General features: G+C 61.7%; 15 protein-coding genes. 5 read left to right on the top strand and 10 right to left on the bottom strand.

What is annotated here, in order from left to right; translation table 11 throughout:
• Complete coding sequence (locus RLEG4DRAFT_RS14305; protein ID WP_003577578.1) at window positions 1-801, top strand: phosphate/phosphite/phosphonate ABC transporter substrate-binding protein; 801 nt, start codon at window positions 1-3, stop codon at window positions 799-801.
• Between the two features lie 14 nt (window positions 802-815).
• Here the strand turns inward: RLEG4DRAFT_RS14305 and RLEG4DRAFT_RS14300 are convergent, their stop codons facing one another.
• From RLEG4DRAFT_RS14300 to RLEG4DRAFT_RS14280, 5 genes are all read right to left on the bottom strand, one after another.
• A complete protein-coding gene (locus RLEG4DRAFT_RS14300) occupies window positions 816-1,172 on the bottom strand; it encodes a RidA family protein (RefSeq protein WP_003577576.1) in 357 nt (118 codons plus the stop codon).
• Window positions 1,173-1,187: 15 nt separating this feature from the next.
• The gene (locus RLEG4DRAFT_RS14295; RefSeq protein WP_003577574.1) at window positions 1,188-2,009 is read right to left on the bottom strand and encodes an ABC transporter permease; all 822 of its coding nucleotides are present in this window, start codon (window positions 2,007-2,009) and stop codon (window positions 1,188-1,190) included.
• Window positions 2,009-3,265, bottom strand: coding sequence for an ABC transporter permease (locus RLEG4DRAFT_RS14290; RefSeq protein WP_003577572.1), 1,257 nt, complete (start codon window positions 3,263-3,265; stop codon window positions 2,009-2,011). Before RLEG4DRAFT_RS14290 ends, RLEG4DRAFT_RS14295 begins: the two co-directional genes overlap by 1 nt.
• Window positions 3,266-3,333: 68 nt before the next feature.
• Window positions 3,334-4,383 carry an ABC transporter substrate-binding protein gene (locus RLEG4DRAFT_RS14285; protein WP_003577570.1) on the bottom strand — a complete coding sequence of 350 codons (1,050 nt, stop codon included), beginning with the start codon at window positions 4,381-4,383 and terminating at the stop codon, window positions 3,334-3,336.
• Window positions 4,384-4,430: 47 nt separating this feature from the next.
• A complete protein-coding gene (locus RLEG4DRAFT_RS14280) occupies window positions 4,431-5,513 on the bottom strand; it encodes an ABC transporter ATP-binding protein (protein ID WP_003577568.1) in 1,083 nt (360 codons plus the stop codon).
• Window positions 5,514-5,751: 238 nt separating this feature from the next.
• On the opposite strand from RLEG4DRAFT_RS14280, the gene RLEG4DRAFT_RS14275 reads away from it, so the two are divergent.
• From RLEG4DRAFT_RS14275 to RLEG4DRAFT_RS14265, 3 genes are all read left to right on the top strand, one after another.
• Window positions 5,752-7,149 carry a PLP-dependent aminotransferase family protein gene (locus RLEG4DRAFT_RS14275; RefSeq protein ID WP_003577566.1) on the top strand — a complete coding sequence of 466 codons (1,398 nt, stop codon included), beginning with the start codon at window positions 5,752-5,754 and terminating at the stop codon, window positions 7,147-7,149.
• Between the two features lie 3 nt (window positions 7,150-7,152).
• Window positions 7,153-8,445, top strand: a complete 1,293-nt coding sequence (locus tag RLEG4DRAFT_RS14270) for an NAD(P)/FAD-dependent oxidoreductase (protein ID WP_003577565.1) — start codon at window positions 7,153-7,155, stop codon at window positions 8,443-8,445.
• Window positions 8,446-8,523: 78 nt separating this feature from the next.
• Window positions 8,524-8,775, top strand: a complete 252-nt coding sequence (locus tag RLEG4DRAFT_RS14265; protein WP_003577563.1) for a ribbon-helix-helix domain-containing protein — start codon at window positions 8,524-8,526, stop codon at window positions 8,773-8,775.
• Window positions 8,776-9,078: 303 nt separating this feature from the next.
• Here the strand turns inward: RLEG4DRAFT_RS14265 and RLEG4DRAFT_RS14260 are convergent, their stop codons facing one another.
• Genes RLEG4DRAFT_RS14260 through RLEG4DRAFT_RS14240 form a run of 5 tightly spaced genes read right to left on the bottom strand, consistent with a single transcriptional unit; the run spans window position 9,079 to window position 15,462 of the window.
• Complete coding sequence (locus RLEG4DRAFT_RS14260; RefSeq protein WP_003577561.1) at window positions 9,079-10,056, bottom strand: ABC transporter ATP-binding protein; 978 nt, start codon at window positions 10,054-10,056, stop codon at window positions 9,079-9,081.
• 4 nt (window positions 10,057-10,060) lie between these two features.
• Complete coding sequence (locus RLEG4DRAFT_RS14255; protein WP_003577559.1) at window positions 10,061-10,888, bottom strand: carbohydrate ABC transporter permease; 828 nt, start codon at window positions 10,886-10,888, stop codon at window positions 10,061-10,063.
• Window positions 10,885-11,763, bottom strand: coding sequence for a carbohydrate ABC transporter permease (locus tag RLEG4DRAFT_RS14250; RefSeq protein WP_003577557.1), 879 nt, complete (start codon window positions 11,761-11,763; stop codon window positions 10,885-10,887). The genes RLEG4DRAFT_RS14255 and RLEG4DRAFT_RS14250 overlap by 4 nt, the downstream gene beginning before the upstream one ends.
• Window positions 11,764-11,822: 59 nt before the next feature.
• Window positions 11,823-13,106: an ABC transporter substrate-binding protein gene (locus RLEG4DRAFT_RS14245; RefSeq protein WP_003577555.1), complete on the bottom strand. Its 1,284-nt coding sequence runs from the start codon at window positions 13,104-13,106 to the stop codon at window positions 11,823-11,825.
• Window positions 13,107-13,143: 37 nt separating this feature from the next.
• Window positions 13,144-15,462, bottom strand: a complete 2,319-nt coding sequence (locus tag RLEG4DRAFT_RS14240; RefSeq protein ID WP_003577553.1) for an alpha-L-rhamnosidase — start codon at window positions 15,460-15,462, stop codon at window positions 13,144-13,146.
• A gap of 141 nt (window positions 15,463-15,603) precedes the next feature.
• Here RLEG4DRAFT_RS14240 and RLEG4DRAFT_RS14235 point away from each other — a divergent pair, with 141 nt between their 5' ends.
• Complete coding sequence (locus RLEG4DRAFT_RS14235; protein ID WP_037093677.1) at window positions 15,604-16,662, top strand: LacI family DNA-binding transcriptional regulator; 1,059 nt, start codon at window positions 15,604-15,606, stop codon at window positions 16,660-16,662.
• Window positions 16,663-16,664: the final 2 nt, after the last annotated feature.

Genomic DNA, 16,664 nt, shown 5'->3' with positions numbered 1-16,664 from the left:
ATGCATCTCGTCAGCATCGCCATGTATGTCACAGCCCGGCCGCTCGCGGATGCGACGGCCGAGTTCTGGTCGTTCCTCCGGCATGAGCTGTTGCAAGCCGGCCTGACGGACTTGCCTGAAAAGCTCGATCAGGCGGTGCCCTATGACGAAGCCTGGCTCAGGCCGGATCTTCTCCTCTCGCAGACATGCGGCTATCCTTTTGCCACGAGGCTGCGCGGCAGGGTTCGGCTGGTGGCGACGCCGGTCTATGACCATCCCGGCTGCGACGGCCCGCTGATGCGTAGCTTCGTCATCGTCCGCAAGAATTCGTCGCTTCGGTCGCTGGAGGATTTGCGCGGCACCATGGCTGCGATCAATAGCCCTGACAGCAATTCCGGCAGCAATCTCTTTCGCGCCGCCGTCGCACCGCTTTCCCAGGGCGGCCGCTTCTTCGACCGGATTATCGAAACCGGCAGCCACGGCAACAGCATCGCCGCCGTAGCCGAGGGCAGGGCCGACAGCGCAGCGATCGATTGCGTCACCTATGCCAATATCCGCCGCTTCGATTCCGACCATGTTCAAGAGGTCCGCATCATCGCCGAAACGCCCAAAGGTCCGGGCCTGCCATTTATCACCTCAGGCGATGCCTCGGACGACCGGGCCTTTCTCCTGCGGCGTGCACTCCGCGCTGCCATTAAGGAGCCATCGCTGGCTGCCATGCGCGCCACGCTCGGCCTCGTTGATTTCTCGGTACTTTCCGAAGCCGACTATGAGCCGCTCTTGTCGCTGGCCGGCGATGCATTGCCACCACTAAAAGCTTGAGTTCTTTCGAACCGTCAGTTCCCAGCTGCCGCGATGATGCCGATCTCGACGGAAAATTGCGGCGCGGCAAGTCTTGCTTCGACCGTGGCGCGCGCCGGCGTATTGCCCGATGGCGCCCAGGCATCCCAGACTGCATTCATCTCGTCGAAGCCGGACATGTCCGCAAGCCAGATAGTGGCGCTGAGGATTCGTGTCGAATTGCTGCCGGCGCGTTCCAGAAGTCTCGTGATCCGCGCCAGGATGTTGGCCGTCTGCTCGCGGACGGACGTACCCGGCGCGTCGATCGCAACCTGGCCTGCTAGGAAGACGAAGCCGCCATAGCTCACGGCTTGGCTCATCCGCTTTCCGGTTTCGTAGCGTTCGATCTGCATGCTCAACCCCTTGAATCAATCCCTATGCGCAATTTTTTGGCGTTCGGCGCGTCGCTGCAGCCATTGGATGGTGGCGAGGAACAGCGTCGAAAACAGGATGAGCAGTGTGGCGACGGCGGCAATGGTCGGGCTCAGCGTTTCGCGCACGCCGCTCCACATCTGACGCGGCAGCGTGCGTTCCTCGGAGCCGGCGATGAAGAGCGCAATCACCACTTCGTCGAACGACGTCACGAAGGCGAACAGCGCCCCGGACGCCACGCCCGGCGCAATGACCGGCAGCATGATGCGCAATGTCGCTTCGACCGGGGCTGCGCCGAGACTGGATGCCGCCCGCATCAGATTATGATCGAAGCTTGCGAGCGTCGCGGTCACGGTGATCACCACGAAGGGTGCGCCGATGGCCGTATGCGCCAGCACCAGCCCGGTCAGGCTGTTGAGCAGTCCGACCGCGGCGAAGGCATAATAGATGCCGACCGCCGAGACGATAACCGGCACGATCATCGGCGAAATCAGAATGGCGGTCAGCGTTGCTCGCGCCGGGCAGGAGGGCCGGCTGAGGCCGATGGCGGCAAGCGTGCCGAGACAGGTCGACAGCACAGTGGCGAAGACGGCGACGATGATGCTGTTCTTCAGCGCCAGCTGCCAGACGTTGGACTCGAAGAATTCGTGATACCACCTGAGCGACAGGCCGGGCATCGGATAGGTGAAGAACGGCTCGGCATTGAAGGAGAGCGGTACGATCGCCACGATCGGCGCGATCAGGAACAGGATCACCAGGCCGCCCGCCAGCCACAGGAGGATCGAAAGCAGCCGCGGGAAAGTAACGAAGTTGGTCATCAGCCTATCCTCAACCTGTCGATGCCGACGATGCGATTGTAGACGGCGTAGAGGATCAGCACCGCCACCAGCAGGATGGTGCTCAAAGCCGCCGCCATGCCCCAGTTCGTCACCTGATTGGAGTAATAGGCGATGAAATAGCTGATCATCTGGTCTCCCGGTCCGCCGACCAAAGCCGGGGTGATGTAGTAGCCAAGCGCCAGGATGAAGACGAGCAGGCCGCCGGCGCTGACGCCGGGCATGCTCATCGGCAGGTAGATGCGAAAGAAGGCCGATACCGGTGGTGCGCCGAGCGACGAGGCAGCCCTGACATAGACCGGGGGTATGCTCTTCATGACGCTGTAGATCGGCAGGATCATGAAGGGCAGCAGAATATGGGTCATGGCGATCAGCACGCCGATGCGATTGTAGATCAGGTCGAGCGGATGGGCCGGATCGACCAGCCCCAGCCAGATGAGCGCCGAGTTGATCACGCCACGCCCCTGCAGCAACACGACCCAGGCGCTGGTGCGGACCAGGAGCGAGGTCCAGAACGGCAGAAGCACCAGGATCAGCAGCGTATTGGCAACCGCGCCTTTCGACCGGGCAATCAGCGCGGCGAGGGGATAACCGAGGAACAGGCAGATCACCGTCACCGAAGCGCTGACGACGAATGTGCGGATGAGCACATCGACATGCACCGCATTCTCCGCCGAGACCCTGCCGATGGCGCCCGAGGCGTCGCGCTCGAGGTCGAGCGAGGCGAGCAGGTAATAGTCGGTGAAGGGTGGCGAAGCGTTCTTGATGATCGTCCAGTAATGCGGGGTCTGCCACTTCGGGTCGATGGCAACGAAGGCGGCCTTATAGGGCGGCTGCGCATCGCGGATCGTGCGTGCGGTTTTCAAGAGCATCGAGCGCATGCCCGTCTCGTAATAGTTGAGACGCTTGGCCACCTCGGCGATCTGGTCGCGCGGCGATTGTTTCAGATCGGTGGCAAAGGCGGCAAACAGCGCTTCGTCGGGTGGCGATTGTTCATCCCAGGCGGATAGGGCCGACATCGTATAGGGCAGGGTGGCGGAAGCCGCCCTGTTGTCGACCGCGCGTGTCAACAAGAGGGCGATGGGCAGGACGAAGACGAGCAGTAGGAAGATCAGCAGCGGCGCGACCAGCATCAGCGCTCTCAGCTGCGCCTTGCTTTTCGCACTGCCGAGGCTTTTCGTCCGCGCGCGCGCGGCAACCATCGCGCGGTCGCCTTCATTCATTGTCGCAGTCGCCATCGCTCATGCCTTTTTGCGGTAGAGAAAGGGGCGGGCGAAGCCGGGGGACACTCACCCGCCCGACGAGGTTACTGTGCGAGCCACTTGTTGAAGCGTTCGGTCAACTCCTCATCATGGTCGGCCCAGAACTCGGAGGAAACGACGAACGCGTTCTTCGTGTTCTCAGGTGCAGTCGGCAGATCGACGAGAATTTCCGGCGGAACCTTGGCGATAGCCGCCTTCAAGGTCGGGCCATAGGAGATATATTTCGACTGCTGCGCCATCACGTCGGGATTGACGGTGAAGGCGAGGAATTTGTCCGCCAGCTCCTTGTTCTTCGAGCCCTTAGGCTCGGCCCAGAGATTGAAGTCCATTCCCTGACCGTCCCAGACGATCTTGAAATTCTTGCCGCTGTTCTTGACGGCGTCAAAGATGCGGCCGTTCCAGGCCGTGGTCATCACGACTTCGCCGTCGGCGAGAAGCTGCGGCGGCTGTGCGCCGGCCGTCCACCAGACCTTCACGTCCTTCTTGATCGTGTCGAGCTTCTTGAAGGCGCGATCGACGCCTTCCGGCGTGCCGAGCACGTTGTAGACTTCGGCGGGCTTGACGCCGTCGGCAATCAGCGCGAATTCCAGTGTGGTCTTCGGCGATTTGCGCAAGGCGCGCGGCCCGGGGAATTTGGCCGTATCGAACAGATCGGCCATGGTCGTCGGCCCGCCATTCGGGAACTTGGCCGCATCATAGGCATAGATTGTGCCGAAGACGATGGTCGCGACCGCGCAATCCATCGCCGCGCCATCGATGAAGGCGTCCTTGCCGCCGAGCTTGGAATAGTCGATGGTTTCGAGCCAGCCTTCGTCACAGCCTTGCAGCGCATGGCTGGGTTCGACATCGACGACATCCCAGGTCACCTGGCCGGTTTCGACCATGCCCTTCAGCTTGGCGGTCGAGCCGTCCCATTCATCCTGAAGGATCTTGGTGCCGGTTTCCTTGGCGAAGGGCTTGAAAAAGGCCTCCTCCTGGCTCTTCGTATAGGCGCCGCCCCAGGATGTGACGGTCAGCGTGTCCCCAGCAAATGCTGCTCCTGCGATCGCAAGAGCCATGGCGGAGCTGAAAAGCATGCAGTTTATACGCATCATGGTGGTTCCCCTTTTTGTTGCTGCGTTACAAAAGAATGAGCATTTGGTCAGGAAAGCGCGAGCGCGCGACAATCCTCCGGCGCCCAGCCGATGACGGCAGTCGAGCCGAGCGACTGAACCGGAATATCCTGTGCGGCGGCGACTTTGATGAAGACGTCGTCGCAGCCGCAGGCAGCAACACGTAGCCTCACATGGTCGCCGTGATAGATGAGTTCCTTGAGCGTGGCCGTGAACCGGTTGGGAACGTCGGCGGCAGGCGTCAGCTGGATGCGCTCGGGCCGCAGGACCAGGGTTGCCCGCGCCCCTTCCTTCAATCCTTCTCCGGCCTGGCCTGTGATGATCGAACCGTCGGGTGCGCGAATCCGGCAGAGGCCACTGTCGATCGCGACGACTTCGCCCGAGATTGCATTGTTCTCGCCGATGAAGGTTGCGACGAAGGGGTTTGCCGGCGTTTCGTAGAGCGCGTGCGGTGGTGCGATCTGCTGCAGGACACCGTCATTGAACACGCCCACCCGATCCGACATGGTCAATGCCTCACCCTGGTCGTGGGTGACGTAGACGACATTGATGCCGAGGCGGGCATGCAGATGTTTGATCTCGAGCTGCATATGTTCGCGAAGCTGCTTGTCGAGTGCGCCGAGCGGCTCGTCCATCAGCACAAGCTGCGGCTCGAAGACCAGCGCGCGGGCAAGCGCAATGCGTTGCTGCTGTCCGCCCGAAAGCTGATTGGGCCGCCGCGTTTCGAAGCTCGCCATACGCACCATGTCGAGGGCGCGGCGAACCCGCTCGGTGATCTCCGCCTTGCCCAGCCGGCGCATCTTCAGCGGGAAGGCGACATTCTCGCCGACGGTCATATGCGGAAAGAGCGCATAATTCTGAAAGACCACACCAATATTGCGGCGATGCGGCGGAACGCTGTCGATCCTGTTGTCGGCAAGGGTAATGGTCCCGCTGCTCGGAGCCTCGAAGCCGGCCAGCATCATCAGCGTCGTGGTCTTGCCGGATCCGGAAGGGCCGAGAAGGGTCAGAAACTCGCCCTTCGCAACGTCGAGGTCCAGACCGCGGACGACATAACTGATGCCGTCATAGGATTTACGCACGCGTTCGAAAGCGATGAAGCGTTCGCTCATGAATTCCTCCTGTTTGCATCGGCCGGGTCCCTACCTCTTTGTCTCGACGCTGGGTTATATTGTCTCGGTCATTTTCTGTTTGTCAAGCCACACAAATAATTTTGTATGGCAGCGATCCAGGGCCTCGAAAATGAGGAAAAAGCGTGCTATGTCGCACGAAATCAAGCTGAATTGCCGGGCCGTTGATCAAATACCCTGCGTCTGGCTGTTGGAACTGCGCACGGATTGCAGGAATTGTATGTCTGAAAGATCGGAAGTGAGCCAGACAAACCAGGAGCGGGAAACACGCACACCCGCCTATCTCGAACTCGCAAGCGAGCTCGAGGCGAGGATCCGCTCCGGCGCCCTGCCTCCCGGCAGTCAGCTGCCGCCGCAGCGCGACCTCGCACGAGAGCGGTCGCTCAACGTCTCGACGGTCACGCGCGCCTACCGCGAATTGCAGAACCTCAATCTTGTGATGGGCAGCACCCGACGCGGCACGATCGTCATGGGCGACGGCGCCATGCCGCGGGTCGACCGGGCGGCGAGCCCGGCCGGCATCATCGATCTGACGGTCAACCGGCCTGCCGTCGACGACTTCCAGCAGCGCCTCGCCCAATCCCTGCCGGACTTGTCGTCCGACCGGCGCTTCCGCCAGATGCAGGAATATCAGCCGCCGGAAGGGCCGGCCTGGGCCCGCCATGCGGCGAGGAAATGGATATCGCTCAATGGCTTCGATCCGTCCGAGGACGATATCGTGGTCACCAGTGGCGCCCAGCACGCTTTGCTGGCTGTTATCAGCAGCCTGATCGAGCCCGGCGACACCATCGTCTGCGATCGGCTGACCTATTACGGGCTGATCGCTCTGGCGCAGATGTTCCGCTTCCGCATTATCGGCATCGGCAGTGACGATCAGGGCATGTCGGCCGCAGAACTTGACGATATCTGCAGCCACGAGACGGTACGCGCCGTCTTCACGGTTCCCTCCATGCACAATCCGACGGTCGTCACCATGAGCGAGGCTCGCCGGCGGGAGCTGGTCGAGGTTGCGGAAAAGCACGATCTCGTCATCATCGAGGACGATGTCTACGGACCGATGCTCGGGACCCGCGCGAGCGCCCTGATCACGCTTGCTCCGACCAGAACCTACCATATATCGGCCCTTTCTAAGGCCTTGGCGCCGGGTCTGCGCGTCGGGTATCTCACTTGCCCGCCCGGCCGTGCGCTGCTGTCAGCCGAGGCGGTGCGCACGACCGCCTGGATGCCATCGCCGTTGCCTCTACTTCTTGCGACCCGCTGGCTGGAGGACGGCACGGCTGAAGCGATCCTGAAGGCCCAGCTTGCCGAGCTGCGGGCGCGCCATGCGATCGTTATCACGATCCTTGCCGGCCACTCCTTCTCCGTCGATCCGCGCTGCATGTTTCTGTGGCTGAGACTGCCGGCGCCATGGCGATGCGAGGATTTCGCCGCTAATCTGCGCGCCCACGGCGTTGCCGTCATGGCCGCCACCGCCTTTGCCTGTGACCGTCAGCCGGTCGAACATGCCGTTCGCGTCAATGTCGGCTGCGCATCGTCGCGGGACGAACTGGCAACCGCCCTGCGCATCATCGCCGCGACGCTGAACGATCGTCCCCGTGCTCTGGCCGGCCTGGTCTAGACGATGCACAAGCCGCTCCCCAAGCTCCAGCCCTTGCTCGATGCCGAACGCCGGCATGTGGCTGTTGTCGGTGCGGGACTGGTTGGCCTCTGCTCGGCGCTTTGGCTGCAGAGGACGGGGCACCGGGTCACGATTATCGATCCGGCGCCGCCATTGGGCGATGCATCCTACCGGCAGGCCTGTTCCTACGGGAATGCCTGCACCTTTGCGCCGCACGGCGTCGTTCCCATCGCGACACCTGGCGTCATCTGGCGCGTGCCGGGAATGCTGCTCAATCCGCTCGGTCCGCTGGCGATTGTCTGGAGATACCTGCCGCAATTGACCCCGTGGCTGCGCGCCTTTCTGGCCTCGAGCACTAAAGCCGAAGTCGAGCGCATCGCCGCGACACTGGCGGTGCTGCTGTCTCATGCCGATGCCGCCTGGCAACCGCTGGTGACTCAGGCAGGCGCCGAAAGGCTGAAGCGGCACGACGGCTGCCTCTATCTCTACAAGACGCAGGCGCAATTCCGCGCAGCCGACGCCGAAAACGAACTGCGTGAACGCCATGGCGTCGCGATGGACCAGTTGGACCAGGCCGATATCCGCAGCATCGAGCCCAATCTTGCGCCGCTCTACCACAAGGGCGTGCTGTTCCGTGACGCCTATGTGTTTTCCAGCCCCAGGCAACTCGCCTTTGCGCTGGCGCAAACGCTGGTAACTGGCGGCGGAGAGATCGTCCGCGGCGAAGTCTCGGCCATCGAGCCGCGCGACGACGGTATCGGCCTCAGGATCGCGGACAAGCAAATCCTTGCGGACCATGTTGTCGTGGCCGCCGGCGCCCATTCGCGCAAGCTGACGACATCGGTCGGCGACCGCGTCCTGCTCGACACCGAGCGCGGTTATCACGTCTTGTTCCCGCAGGCGGGCAATCTGCTGTCGCGCCCTGTCTGTTATCCCGAGCACGGCTTCTACATGGTGCCGATGTCGGACGGATTGCGCGCGGCCGGAACCGTCGAACTCGGTGGGCTTGCCGCCCCGTTGAACCCGAGACGGATCGCGATGATCCGGGAGGGCGTGAAAAAGCTCCTGCCGGGAGCCGGAGAGGGCAGCAACGAGTGGCTGGGCTTTCGCCCGTCCATGCCGGATTCGCTGCCCGTCATCGGCAACTCCCGACGCTCGCCCCGCCTCACCTATGCCTTCGGGCACGGCCATCTCGGCCTGACATTGTCCGCCTTAACGGGCTACCTCGTTTCCGAGCTTGTTGCCGGCAGGACTCCGGCCATCGACCTCACGCCGCTGCGTCCCGACCGGTTCTGAGGACTGGTGAGCAAGCCGAGGGCGTGATGAATATTGACAATATGTGCTACGCTACCGGACGAAACGAAAGGTATGTCGATGGCATCGGGTAGCATTCAGGTGAAGGTCAGTGGGCAGTTGCTGGATCAGATCCAGCAGCAGGTCGGCGATGACGGCCTCTATGAAAACGCCAGCGAATATATTCGTGCTCTCATTCGTTGCGACTTGCAGAGCCGGGATCAGGCCTGGGATATGCTGCAAAAGGAGCTGGCGCTGGCGATGCGAGCCGAAGACAGCGAATTTCTTGCTGTTTCAGCCGAAGACGTTATCCGCCGTAACAGGCGCCGATAGACCTGATGGTGGCCTATCGATTTTATTCGCGCGCTGATGCCGCTCAGGACAGAACTTGGGGCCGATTACCGTTGAGGCCTGGGGAGAAAAGCAGGCGGACGCCTATATTCTCGGACTGCACGCCTATTTGCAGCGCCAATGCGAGGATCGGCTGATCTGACGGCAGCTTCCGCGACGTTATGAGCATTCTTCACGAACGGATGAATTTGCCGGGCCGGCTCAAAGAAGACCTGGCGGCTCTCAAACAAACAACCGTAGAGATCTTCGGTCGGTGGAACTAGGGTTGGGGCTTTTTCTCCGGCCTCAGAACCGATGTTCCGCTCCTTCGACCGGATTTGCCCAAACCGTCATATCAGGCGCGAACCGCGTTTCGCCTTCGGCGCGCACGACCATCTCGCCGAGTTCGGGGACGTCGAGATAGAGGATCGCATCGGCGCCGAGCCGCTCGACATGCCGGATCTTGCCCTGCCACTGCCCGACATCTTCCGAGAGCCTGATATGTTCCGGACGGATGCCGTAGGTCGTGCAGTTCAATCGCCGTGCGATTTCGCCGCCATAGAGGTTCATCTTCGGACTGCCGATGAAGCCGGCAACGAAGGGTGTGGCGGGATTGCGGTAGAGTTCCATCGGGCTGCCGATCTGCTCGACCGCTCCACCGTTGAGCACGACGATCTTGTCCGCCATCGTCATCGCCTCGACCTGGTCGTGGGTGACGTAGATCATCGTCGACTTCAGCCGGGCGTGGAGATCGGCGATCTCAAGGCGCATCTGGGCTCTGAGAGACGCGTCGAGATTGGAGAGCGGCTCGTCGAACAGGAAGACTCTCGGATCGCGAATGATCGCGCGGCCGATGGCGACGCGCTGCCTCTGGCCGCCGGAGAGCGCTTTCGGTTTTCTCTGCAGCATATGGGTGAGCTGCAGCGTTTCGGCCGTTGCCGCAACCTTGGCGGCGATCTCAGCCTTTGGGCGGCGGGCGAGCGAAAGTCCGAAGCCGATATTCTCGGCGACGGTCATATGCGGGTAGAGCGCGTAACTCTGGAACACCATGGCAATGCCGCGTTCGGAGGGCTCGGCATAGGTCACATCCTTGCCGCCGATGGTGAGTGTGCCCGACGTCGTCTCTTCCAGGCCGGCGATGATACGCAATAATGTCGACTTCCCGCAGCCCGACGGGCCGACGAAAACGACGAACTCGCCCGAGGCAACCTCCAGATCGACCCCCTTGATGACCTCGAGGGCGCCAAAGCTCTTGCGAACCTGTTTGAGTGTGAGTTCAGCCATTCTGCTACCCTTTGACCCCGCCTGCCGTCATGCCTGCGACGATCTGGCGGTTGAAGAAGATGAAGACGATCAGCGGCGGGATGGTCACCAGCAGGATGTTCATGAAGAGCAGATTGTATTGGCTCGAATACATGCTCTGGAAATTATAGAGCGTCAGCTGCGCCGTCACGTTCTCCTTGCCGGGGAGATAGTAGAGCGGATTGGTGAAGTCGTTGAAGATCGCAATCGACTGCACGACGATATTGGTCACCGTCACCGGCTTCAGAAGTGGCAGAACCACGCGGAAGAAGATCTGCCGCGGCTTGGCGCCGTCGATCAGCGCCGCTTCATCGAGGTCGCGCGGTATCGTCGCGATGAACGACCGGTAGAGCAGAACCGAAAAGGAAATATTATAGGCGACCTGGATCAGGATCATTCCGGTCATTGTCTTGAAGAGGCCGATATCCTGCAACAGGCCGATGGTCGGTACGACCGCCGGCGGCATCATCAGACCGGTGAAGAGGGCAATGAAGGCCACCCTGTTCCAGGCGGTCCTGCGTCGCTGCATGACATAGCCGACCATCGCCGACAGGAAGATGAGGATGGTGACGGAGACGACGGTGATCAGTGTCGAATTGAAATAGGCGAGCACGAGTTGGTAGTCGCGCGCCTTGAAGACAGCCACCAGATTATCCCAGAACAGCCACTGCTCGGGCCATTCGAAATCGAGCCGGGACGCTTCCGATTTCGATTTGACCGCCTGAATAGCGACGAAAACGAAAGGCATCACAAAGATCACGGCCGCGACGGCAAGGGCTATCGCACCCGTTATATAAGGGCGGATGCTTCTCATTCCTCAGCCTCGCGCCGGTTGAACCACAAAGTGAATGGCAGGATGATCACGGCGATCAGCACGAAGAGGATGACGTTTCCGGCGGTCGAAAGGCCATAGAAACCCGCTTGGTACTGCTTGTAGATGACCGAGGCGATCACGTCCGAGGAAAAGCCAGGGCCGCCGCGGGTCATGGCCCATATCAGGTCGAACGAACGCAGCCCGCCGATCAGCGACAATGTTACCACGATGACCGTGGCGGGACGTACGAGCGGCAGGGTGATCCGGAAAAACTGCTGAAGGCGCGTCGCGCCGTCAATTCTCGCCGCCTCGTAATAATCGGGGCTGATCGCCGCGAGACCGGCAATGAATATCAGGGTGGCAAGGCCGACGCCCTTCCAGACATCGACCAGGGCTACGGAAAAAAGCGCGAGCGCCGGGTTGGTGAGCCATCCCGGCCCGGGAATGCCGAGCGTCTCGAGCGTCACATTGATGATGCCTTTGGTCGGATGCATCATCACCGTGAAGGTGATGCCGATGCCGATCGTCGAAACCAGGACGGGAAAGAACACCAGCGTGCGCAGGAAGCCGCGGGCAAAGATATTGCTGGTCAACAGCACCGCCAGCAGCAGTCCGCAGACCGTCTTCAGGCCGGAGGTCGTCACCGCATAGATCAGCGTGTTGACCAGCCCCTTCACCAGGAAGGGTTCGGAAAAGAATTGCTGAAAGTTTTCGAGCCCGATGAATTCAGCCGTCGAAAGATCCCAGCGGGTCAGGCTGTACCAGAGAGACGATACCGTCGGAAAAAGAAACAGCACGCCGTAGATGATGGCGGCGGGAATGAAAAACCACAGCGGATAGGGCGATTTGCGCGAGCGGGGGCGTGTCTCGGTCATGACTACCTCTTCGATCGGGTGGAACCTCGCTCCGTCGGGAGCGAGGCCCCGAAAGACCGCTACCAGTTCGGCAGGCCGAGCTGCTTGGCCTGTTTGCGCACGTCGTCGTCATAAAGTTTCGCTGCTTCGGCCGGCTGGCGAATACCCGAGCCGACTTCGACGGTGATCTGCTCGAGCGCCGGCCCCTTGACCGGCGAAACGAATTCCAGCGCCGGTGTGGTCATGCCCTTGGTGTCGAAATAGGGGAGCATGTCCTTTACCGCCGGCGGTACGTCGGCAGGCAGATCGCAGCCGTCGATCAAAGGAGGCCCCTGCACGGTGTTGGTTTCCACCATGATCTTGCAGCCTTCGACGCTTCCGGCGAAATCGACGAATTTCTTTGCTTCCTCTGCGTGCTGGCTGGTCAGGGGAACATAAAGAGCCGGCGGCATCCACACCGTCAGGCCGTTGGTCGCCGCGTCGTCGCTCGGCTGCGCGAAGAAACCGACATCTGCAAGGTTCTCGGGATAATTCTGCTTGAGCGCGCCGATGGCGAAGCTCAGCATCGGATAATGCGCGGCCTCGCCGGTCGCCACCATTTTCAAGCCGTCATCATAGCTTGCCGCGCCGAAGTCCTCGTTCATCAGGCCGGCGTCATGAACGTCCTTCAGCCGTTCGAAGCCTTTCATGGCCGCCGGCGTCTCGGCATATTTCGCCTTGTTGGCGGTATAGTCGGCGGCGAAGTTCGGTACGGCGGCGTGCAGATTGTAATAATCGGCCAGAACGAAGAGCTGTGAAGTCCAGGTATCGCGATAGGTCTGCGCCACGGCGACCTTGCCCGATGCCTTGACCTTGGCGTTGTTGGCCATGAAGTCCGCCCATGTCTTCGGAACGGTCAGGCTGAGGTCCTGGTAGATCTTCCTGTTGTAGAGGATGCCGCCGGCCATCGCCGTGCCGAAGGGAACGCCGTAGAGCTTGCCATCGGAACTGACCACCGCCTTAAAGCCTTCGTCCACCTTCGCCTGCGACGGCAGGTCGCTCAGATCGACTAGCGTCTGCGTCGGCTTCAACGCCTGTAAGAGAGAACCGGAATTATAGAGGAACACATCTGACATCTCGCCCGTTGCCAGGCGCGTCTTGATGATGTTGTCGCCCTCGCCGCCGCCTGCCCGCGGCTCGATTTCGATCGTCACGTCGGGCGCCTTGGCCTGGTAGGCGGCAACCAGTGCTTCGGCCGCCGCGACCGTGTCGGGGTTGTTGTCGATCAGGAAAGACAGTGTGGTTTCTGCATGCGACGGGCTGGCCGCGATCAAGGCCAGAAGCGCGGATGCGCCGGCGAGAGTGCGCTTTATCCGATGTGTCATGACGTTCCTCCTCTGAACGATGTGACGTGTGTGCTCCTCAAGAAAAGGGTAGCGAAAAGACCAGCCGGTGCGTGCCCGGCGGCAGCACGGCTTCCTCGACGACAGGCTCGCCGTTGAGCGACGGGTTCTGGTGCCGCCGTCCGGGCCGGAAGCGGCCGACGCATCCCTCAGGCAGCGTCAGCACATAGTTGACCTCGTTGCCAGTGCAATGCCAGCCGGCCTCGATGCGGCCCTGGCTGACGTCATGATGGGCCGAAACCGGTGAGAGAGCGGCAATCGGCGCGGGATCGACGATCACCTCGGCAAATCCCGGCGCGTCCGGGCTCGGCGAAATGCCGGCGACGGATTCGAACAGCCATTGGCAGACGGCGCCATAGGCGTAGTGGTTGTAGCTGTTCATATCGGGTTCGTAGATGGTGCCGTCAGGCGCCATCGAATCCCAGCGCTCCCAGATCGTCGTCGCTCCCTTCGAGACCTGGTAGAGCCAGCCCGGCACGTCTTGCTGCAGGAAGACCTTTGCGGCCAGGTCGTCCATCCCGAGCTTCGTCAGCGCCGGCAGCAGGGCGGGCGTGCCGATGAAGCCGGTGCCGATCCTGTAGTCGGCATCGATGATCGCCTGCCGGAAATGCTGCTCGGCGGCGTGCCGATGCTCAGCCGGTATCAGGTCGTGGAGGAAGGCCAGCGCATAAGACGTCTGATCGTTATGCGCCAGCCGTCCCGAGGGCGTGATGAACTCGTTGGCGAAGGCCTGCCGGATCTCGCCGGCGCGCTGCTTCATCTGATCTTCAAGCTCATGCTTGCCGAGAACCGCTGCGATTTTCGACAAAAGGTCGGTCGAGATGAAGTGATAGAGTGTGGCCGCGCAGTCGTCGGCGATCGTCGGACGAGGTTTTCTGTTGTCGCCGACCGGCTGCAGCCAGTCTCCGAAGGTAAAGCCGCGATCGCCCCAGCGCGACGGCGGGCGCACGAGCGGACCATCCGAGATCGACCAGACGAAATCGACCCAGCGGACCATGGAATCGAGGCACTCCGACAACACCGCCCGATCGCCGTAATGGGTGTAGAGAACCCAGGGGATGACGACGATCGCGTCGCCCCAACCGGTCGAGCCGGCATAGCCCGGGAAATTGGCGGGATGCAGTCGCGTCGGATCCGGCGAAAAATGCGAGACGGCGCCATCCTCGCGCTGGTCGGCCATGACATCGCGCAGATATTTCCTGAGGAAAGACTGGCTGTCGCTCAGCCAGCAGGCGGTTGCGGCAAAGACCTGAGCGTCTCCCGTCCAGCCTAGGCGTTCGTCGCGCTGGGGGCAATCTGTGGGTACCTCGACGAAATTGGCGCGCTGCGACCAGATCGTGTTCTCGACGAGGCGATTGACGAGTGCATTGCCCGAGGTGAAGCCGCCGGCGGGTTCGGGCACGGACGAGATCGGGATGGATGCGATTGCAACGATCTCGGCATCGCCCTTGATCGTCACCCTGGCATATCGGAAACCCTGGAAGGTGAAATGCGGCGCGTAGGTCTCGTCGCCGTTGCCGCTGAGCGTATAGACGGTCTGCGCCACGGCCGTGCGATAATTGCGATTGTCGAAATGGCGGTCGGGGCCGAGCACTTCCGAATGCTCCACCTGCACTTCGGCGCCGGCCGTTCCCCGGACCGTATATCTGATATAACCGCCGGCATTCTGGCCGAAATCATAGACGGTCCTGCCGTCGTCGTTCCAGCTTTCGATCGGGGCGAGCGGTTGCAATTCCCGCACCGCCGCGGTTTCATGGGCGACGAGCAGCGCCTTGTCGAACGGCAATCTCTCGGTGTCATGTGTCTCGACGAGATTTTCCGCGCGAGCATCATAGATCTCGCCGAAATAGATCCCCGACTTCAGGATCGGCAGAAGGCCGCTCCGCCACGTGGCGTCGGTGGAAAGAAGGGTGCCGCCCGGCCCGGCGAGATCGGCGATGGCGCCGATCCTGTCGCCCCAGCAGTTCGGGATCGGCTTGGCACCCCACATCAAGGGCGACCGGTACCATCCGTCAGCCAGCCAGATCTCGATGCGGTTCTGGCCAGGCTTGATGAGGTTCGAGATATCGTAGCGCTGATAGGCAATGCGATCGTCATAGTTCGTCCAGCCCGGCGTCAGCAGGTCGTCCCCAACGCGGGCGCCGTTGATGAAGCAGCGGTAAAGGCCAAGTGCGGAGATGAACAGTTCGACCGGAAATCCGGTGCCGTCATGTTCGAAGCTTTGGGAGACGAAGCTTGCGGCCGTCCCTTGGCCGCCATCCGACTGCGGCGTGATCATCTCCCCCGACCATGCGCGCGAAACGAGATTGCCGCTGATGGCTGCCGGCTGAAAGTTCATCAAAACCTCCCAGTGACTTGTAGAACGTTCTCCATATAACGTTCTACATTTTCTTCGGAAGTGCAATAGAAATTTCGTTGCCAGTCTGCCATGGTGGTTTTGCGGGCGATTGACGACCCGCAGCCGCAGCTTAGAGATTTCATGTCAGTCGAAGACAAACAAAAGCCGCAACGAAACGACCGGGTGACGATCCGGACGGTGGCAACCCACGCAGGCGTATCGGTCGCCGCGGTTTCCAAGGTGATGCGAAACGCCTACGGCGTCAGCGAGGCGCTACGTGCAAAAGTGACCGACGCTATCGATGCGCTCGGATATCGCCCTTCGCGGGCGGCGCGGGGGCTGCGCGGCCAGAGTTTCACCATCGGCGTGCTTCTGATCGACATCCGCAATCCCTTCCTTCCCGAGGTGATTGCCGGCGTGAACGGGGTGCTGGCGCCGTCGCACTATCAGGCGATGATCGGCGTGAGCGATGCGCGGGTGCAGCTGGAAACGTCGCTGATCGAGTCGATGATCGACTACAAGATGGACGGGCTTATCCTGGTTGCGCCGCGGTTGCCCTCGGAGATCATCGCAAAGTTCGCGCTGGAGATTCCGATCGTCGCGGTCGGTTACCACGATGCCGGCGCCACGGCCTTCGACACCGTCAATGCCGACGACCAGCGCGGGGCGGAGATCGCGGTGGAAGCGCTGCTTGCCTGCGGCTATCGCGACATCGAAATGCTCAGCCTCGGCGAACGCGAGGGGCACGCGGTTTCCGTCGTCCGCCAGCGAGAGATCGGCTTCCGCCGAGCAATGCAGCGTGGGGGCCTCGGCTCCTCCACCGCAATCGGCAAAATTCCCATCGCCTCGCCAAAGCGGGAGGAGACGATGCGAAGGTTTCTATCGAGGAAGGACAGACCGCGTGCCGTGTTCTGCTGGAGCGATCTCGACGCGATCACGCTTCTCAGTCTCGCGATGGAGATGGGCGTGCGTGTACCGGAGGACCTCGCCGTCATCGGATATGACAACTCGTCGACCGCAGCCCTTGGCCTCGTCAATCTGGCAAGCGTCGATCAATCGGGCAGGGAGCTCGGTCAGGTCGCAACCCGGGCCCTCATTTCCAGAATTGAAGGCCGGACCGCGGCCGAGCATATTCTCCAGATACCGTCGCTGGTCAGTCGCGGCAGCCTGGAGCGTTCCGAAGGCACGAAACAGGGCTGATG

The organism is Rhizobium leguminosarum bv. trifolii WSM2297 (genome assembly GCF_000271845.1).
The sequence above is the reverse complement of the archived record's forward strand: the minus strand, read 5'-3'. Positions and strand labels throughout refer to the sequence as shown.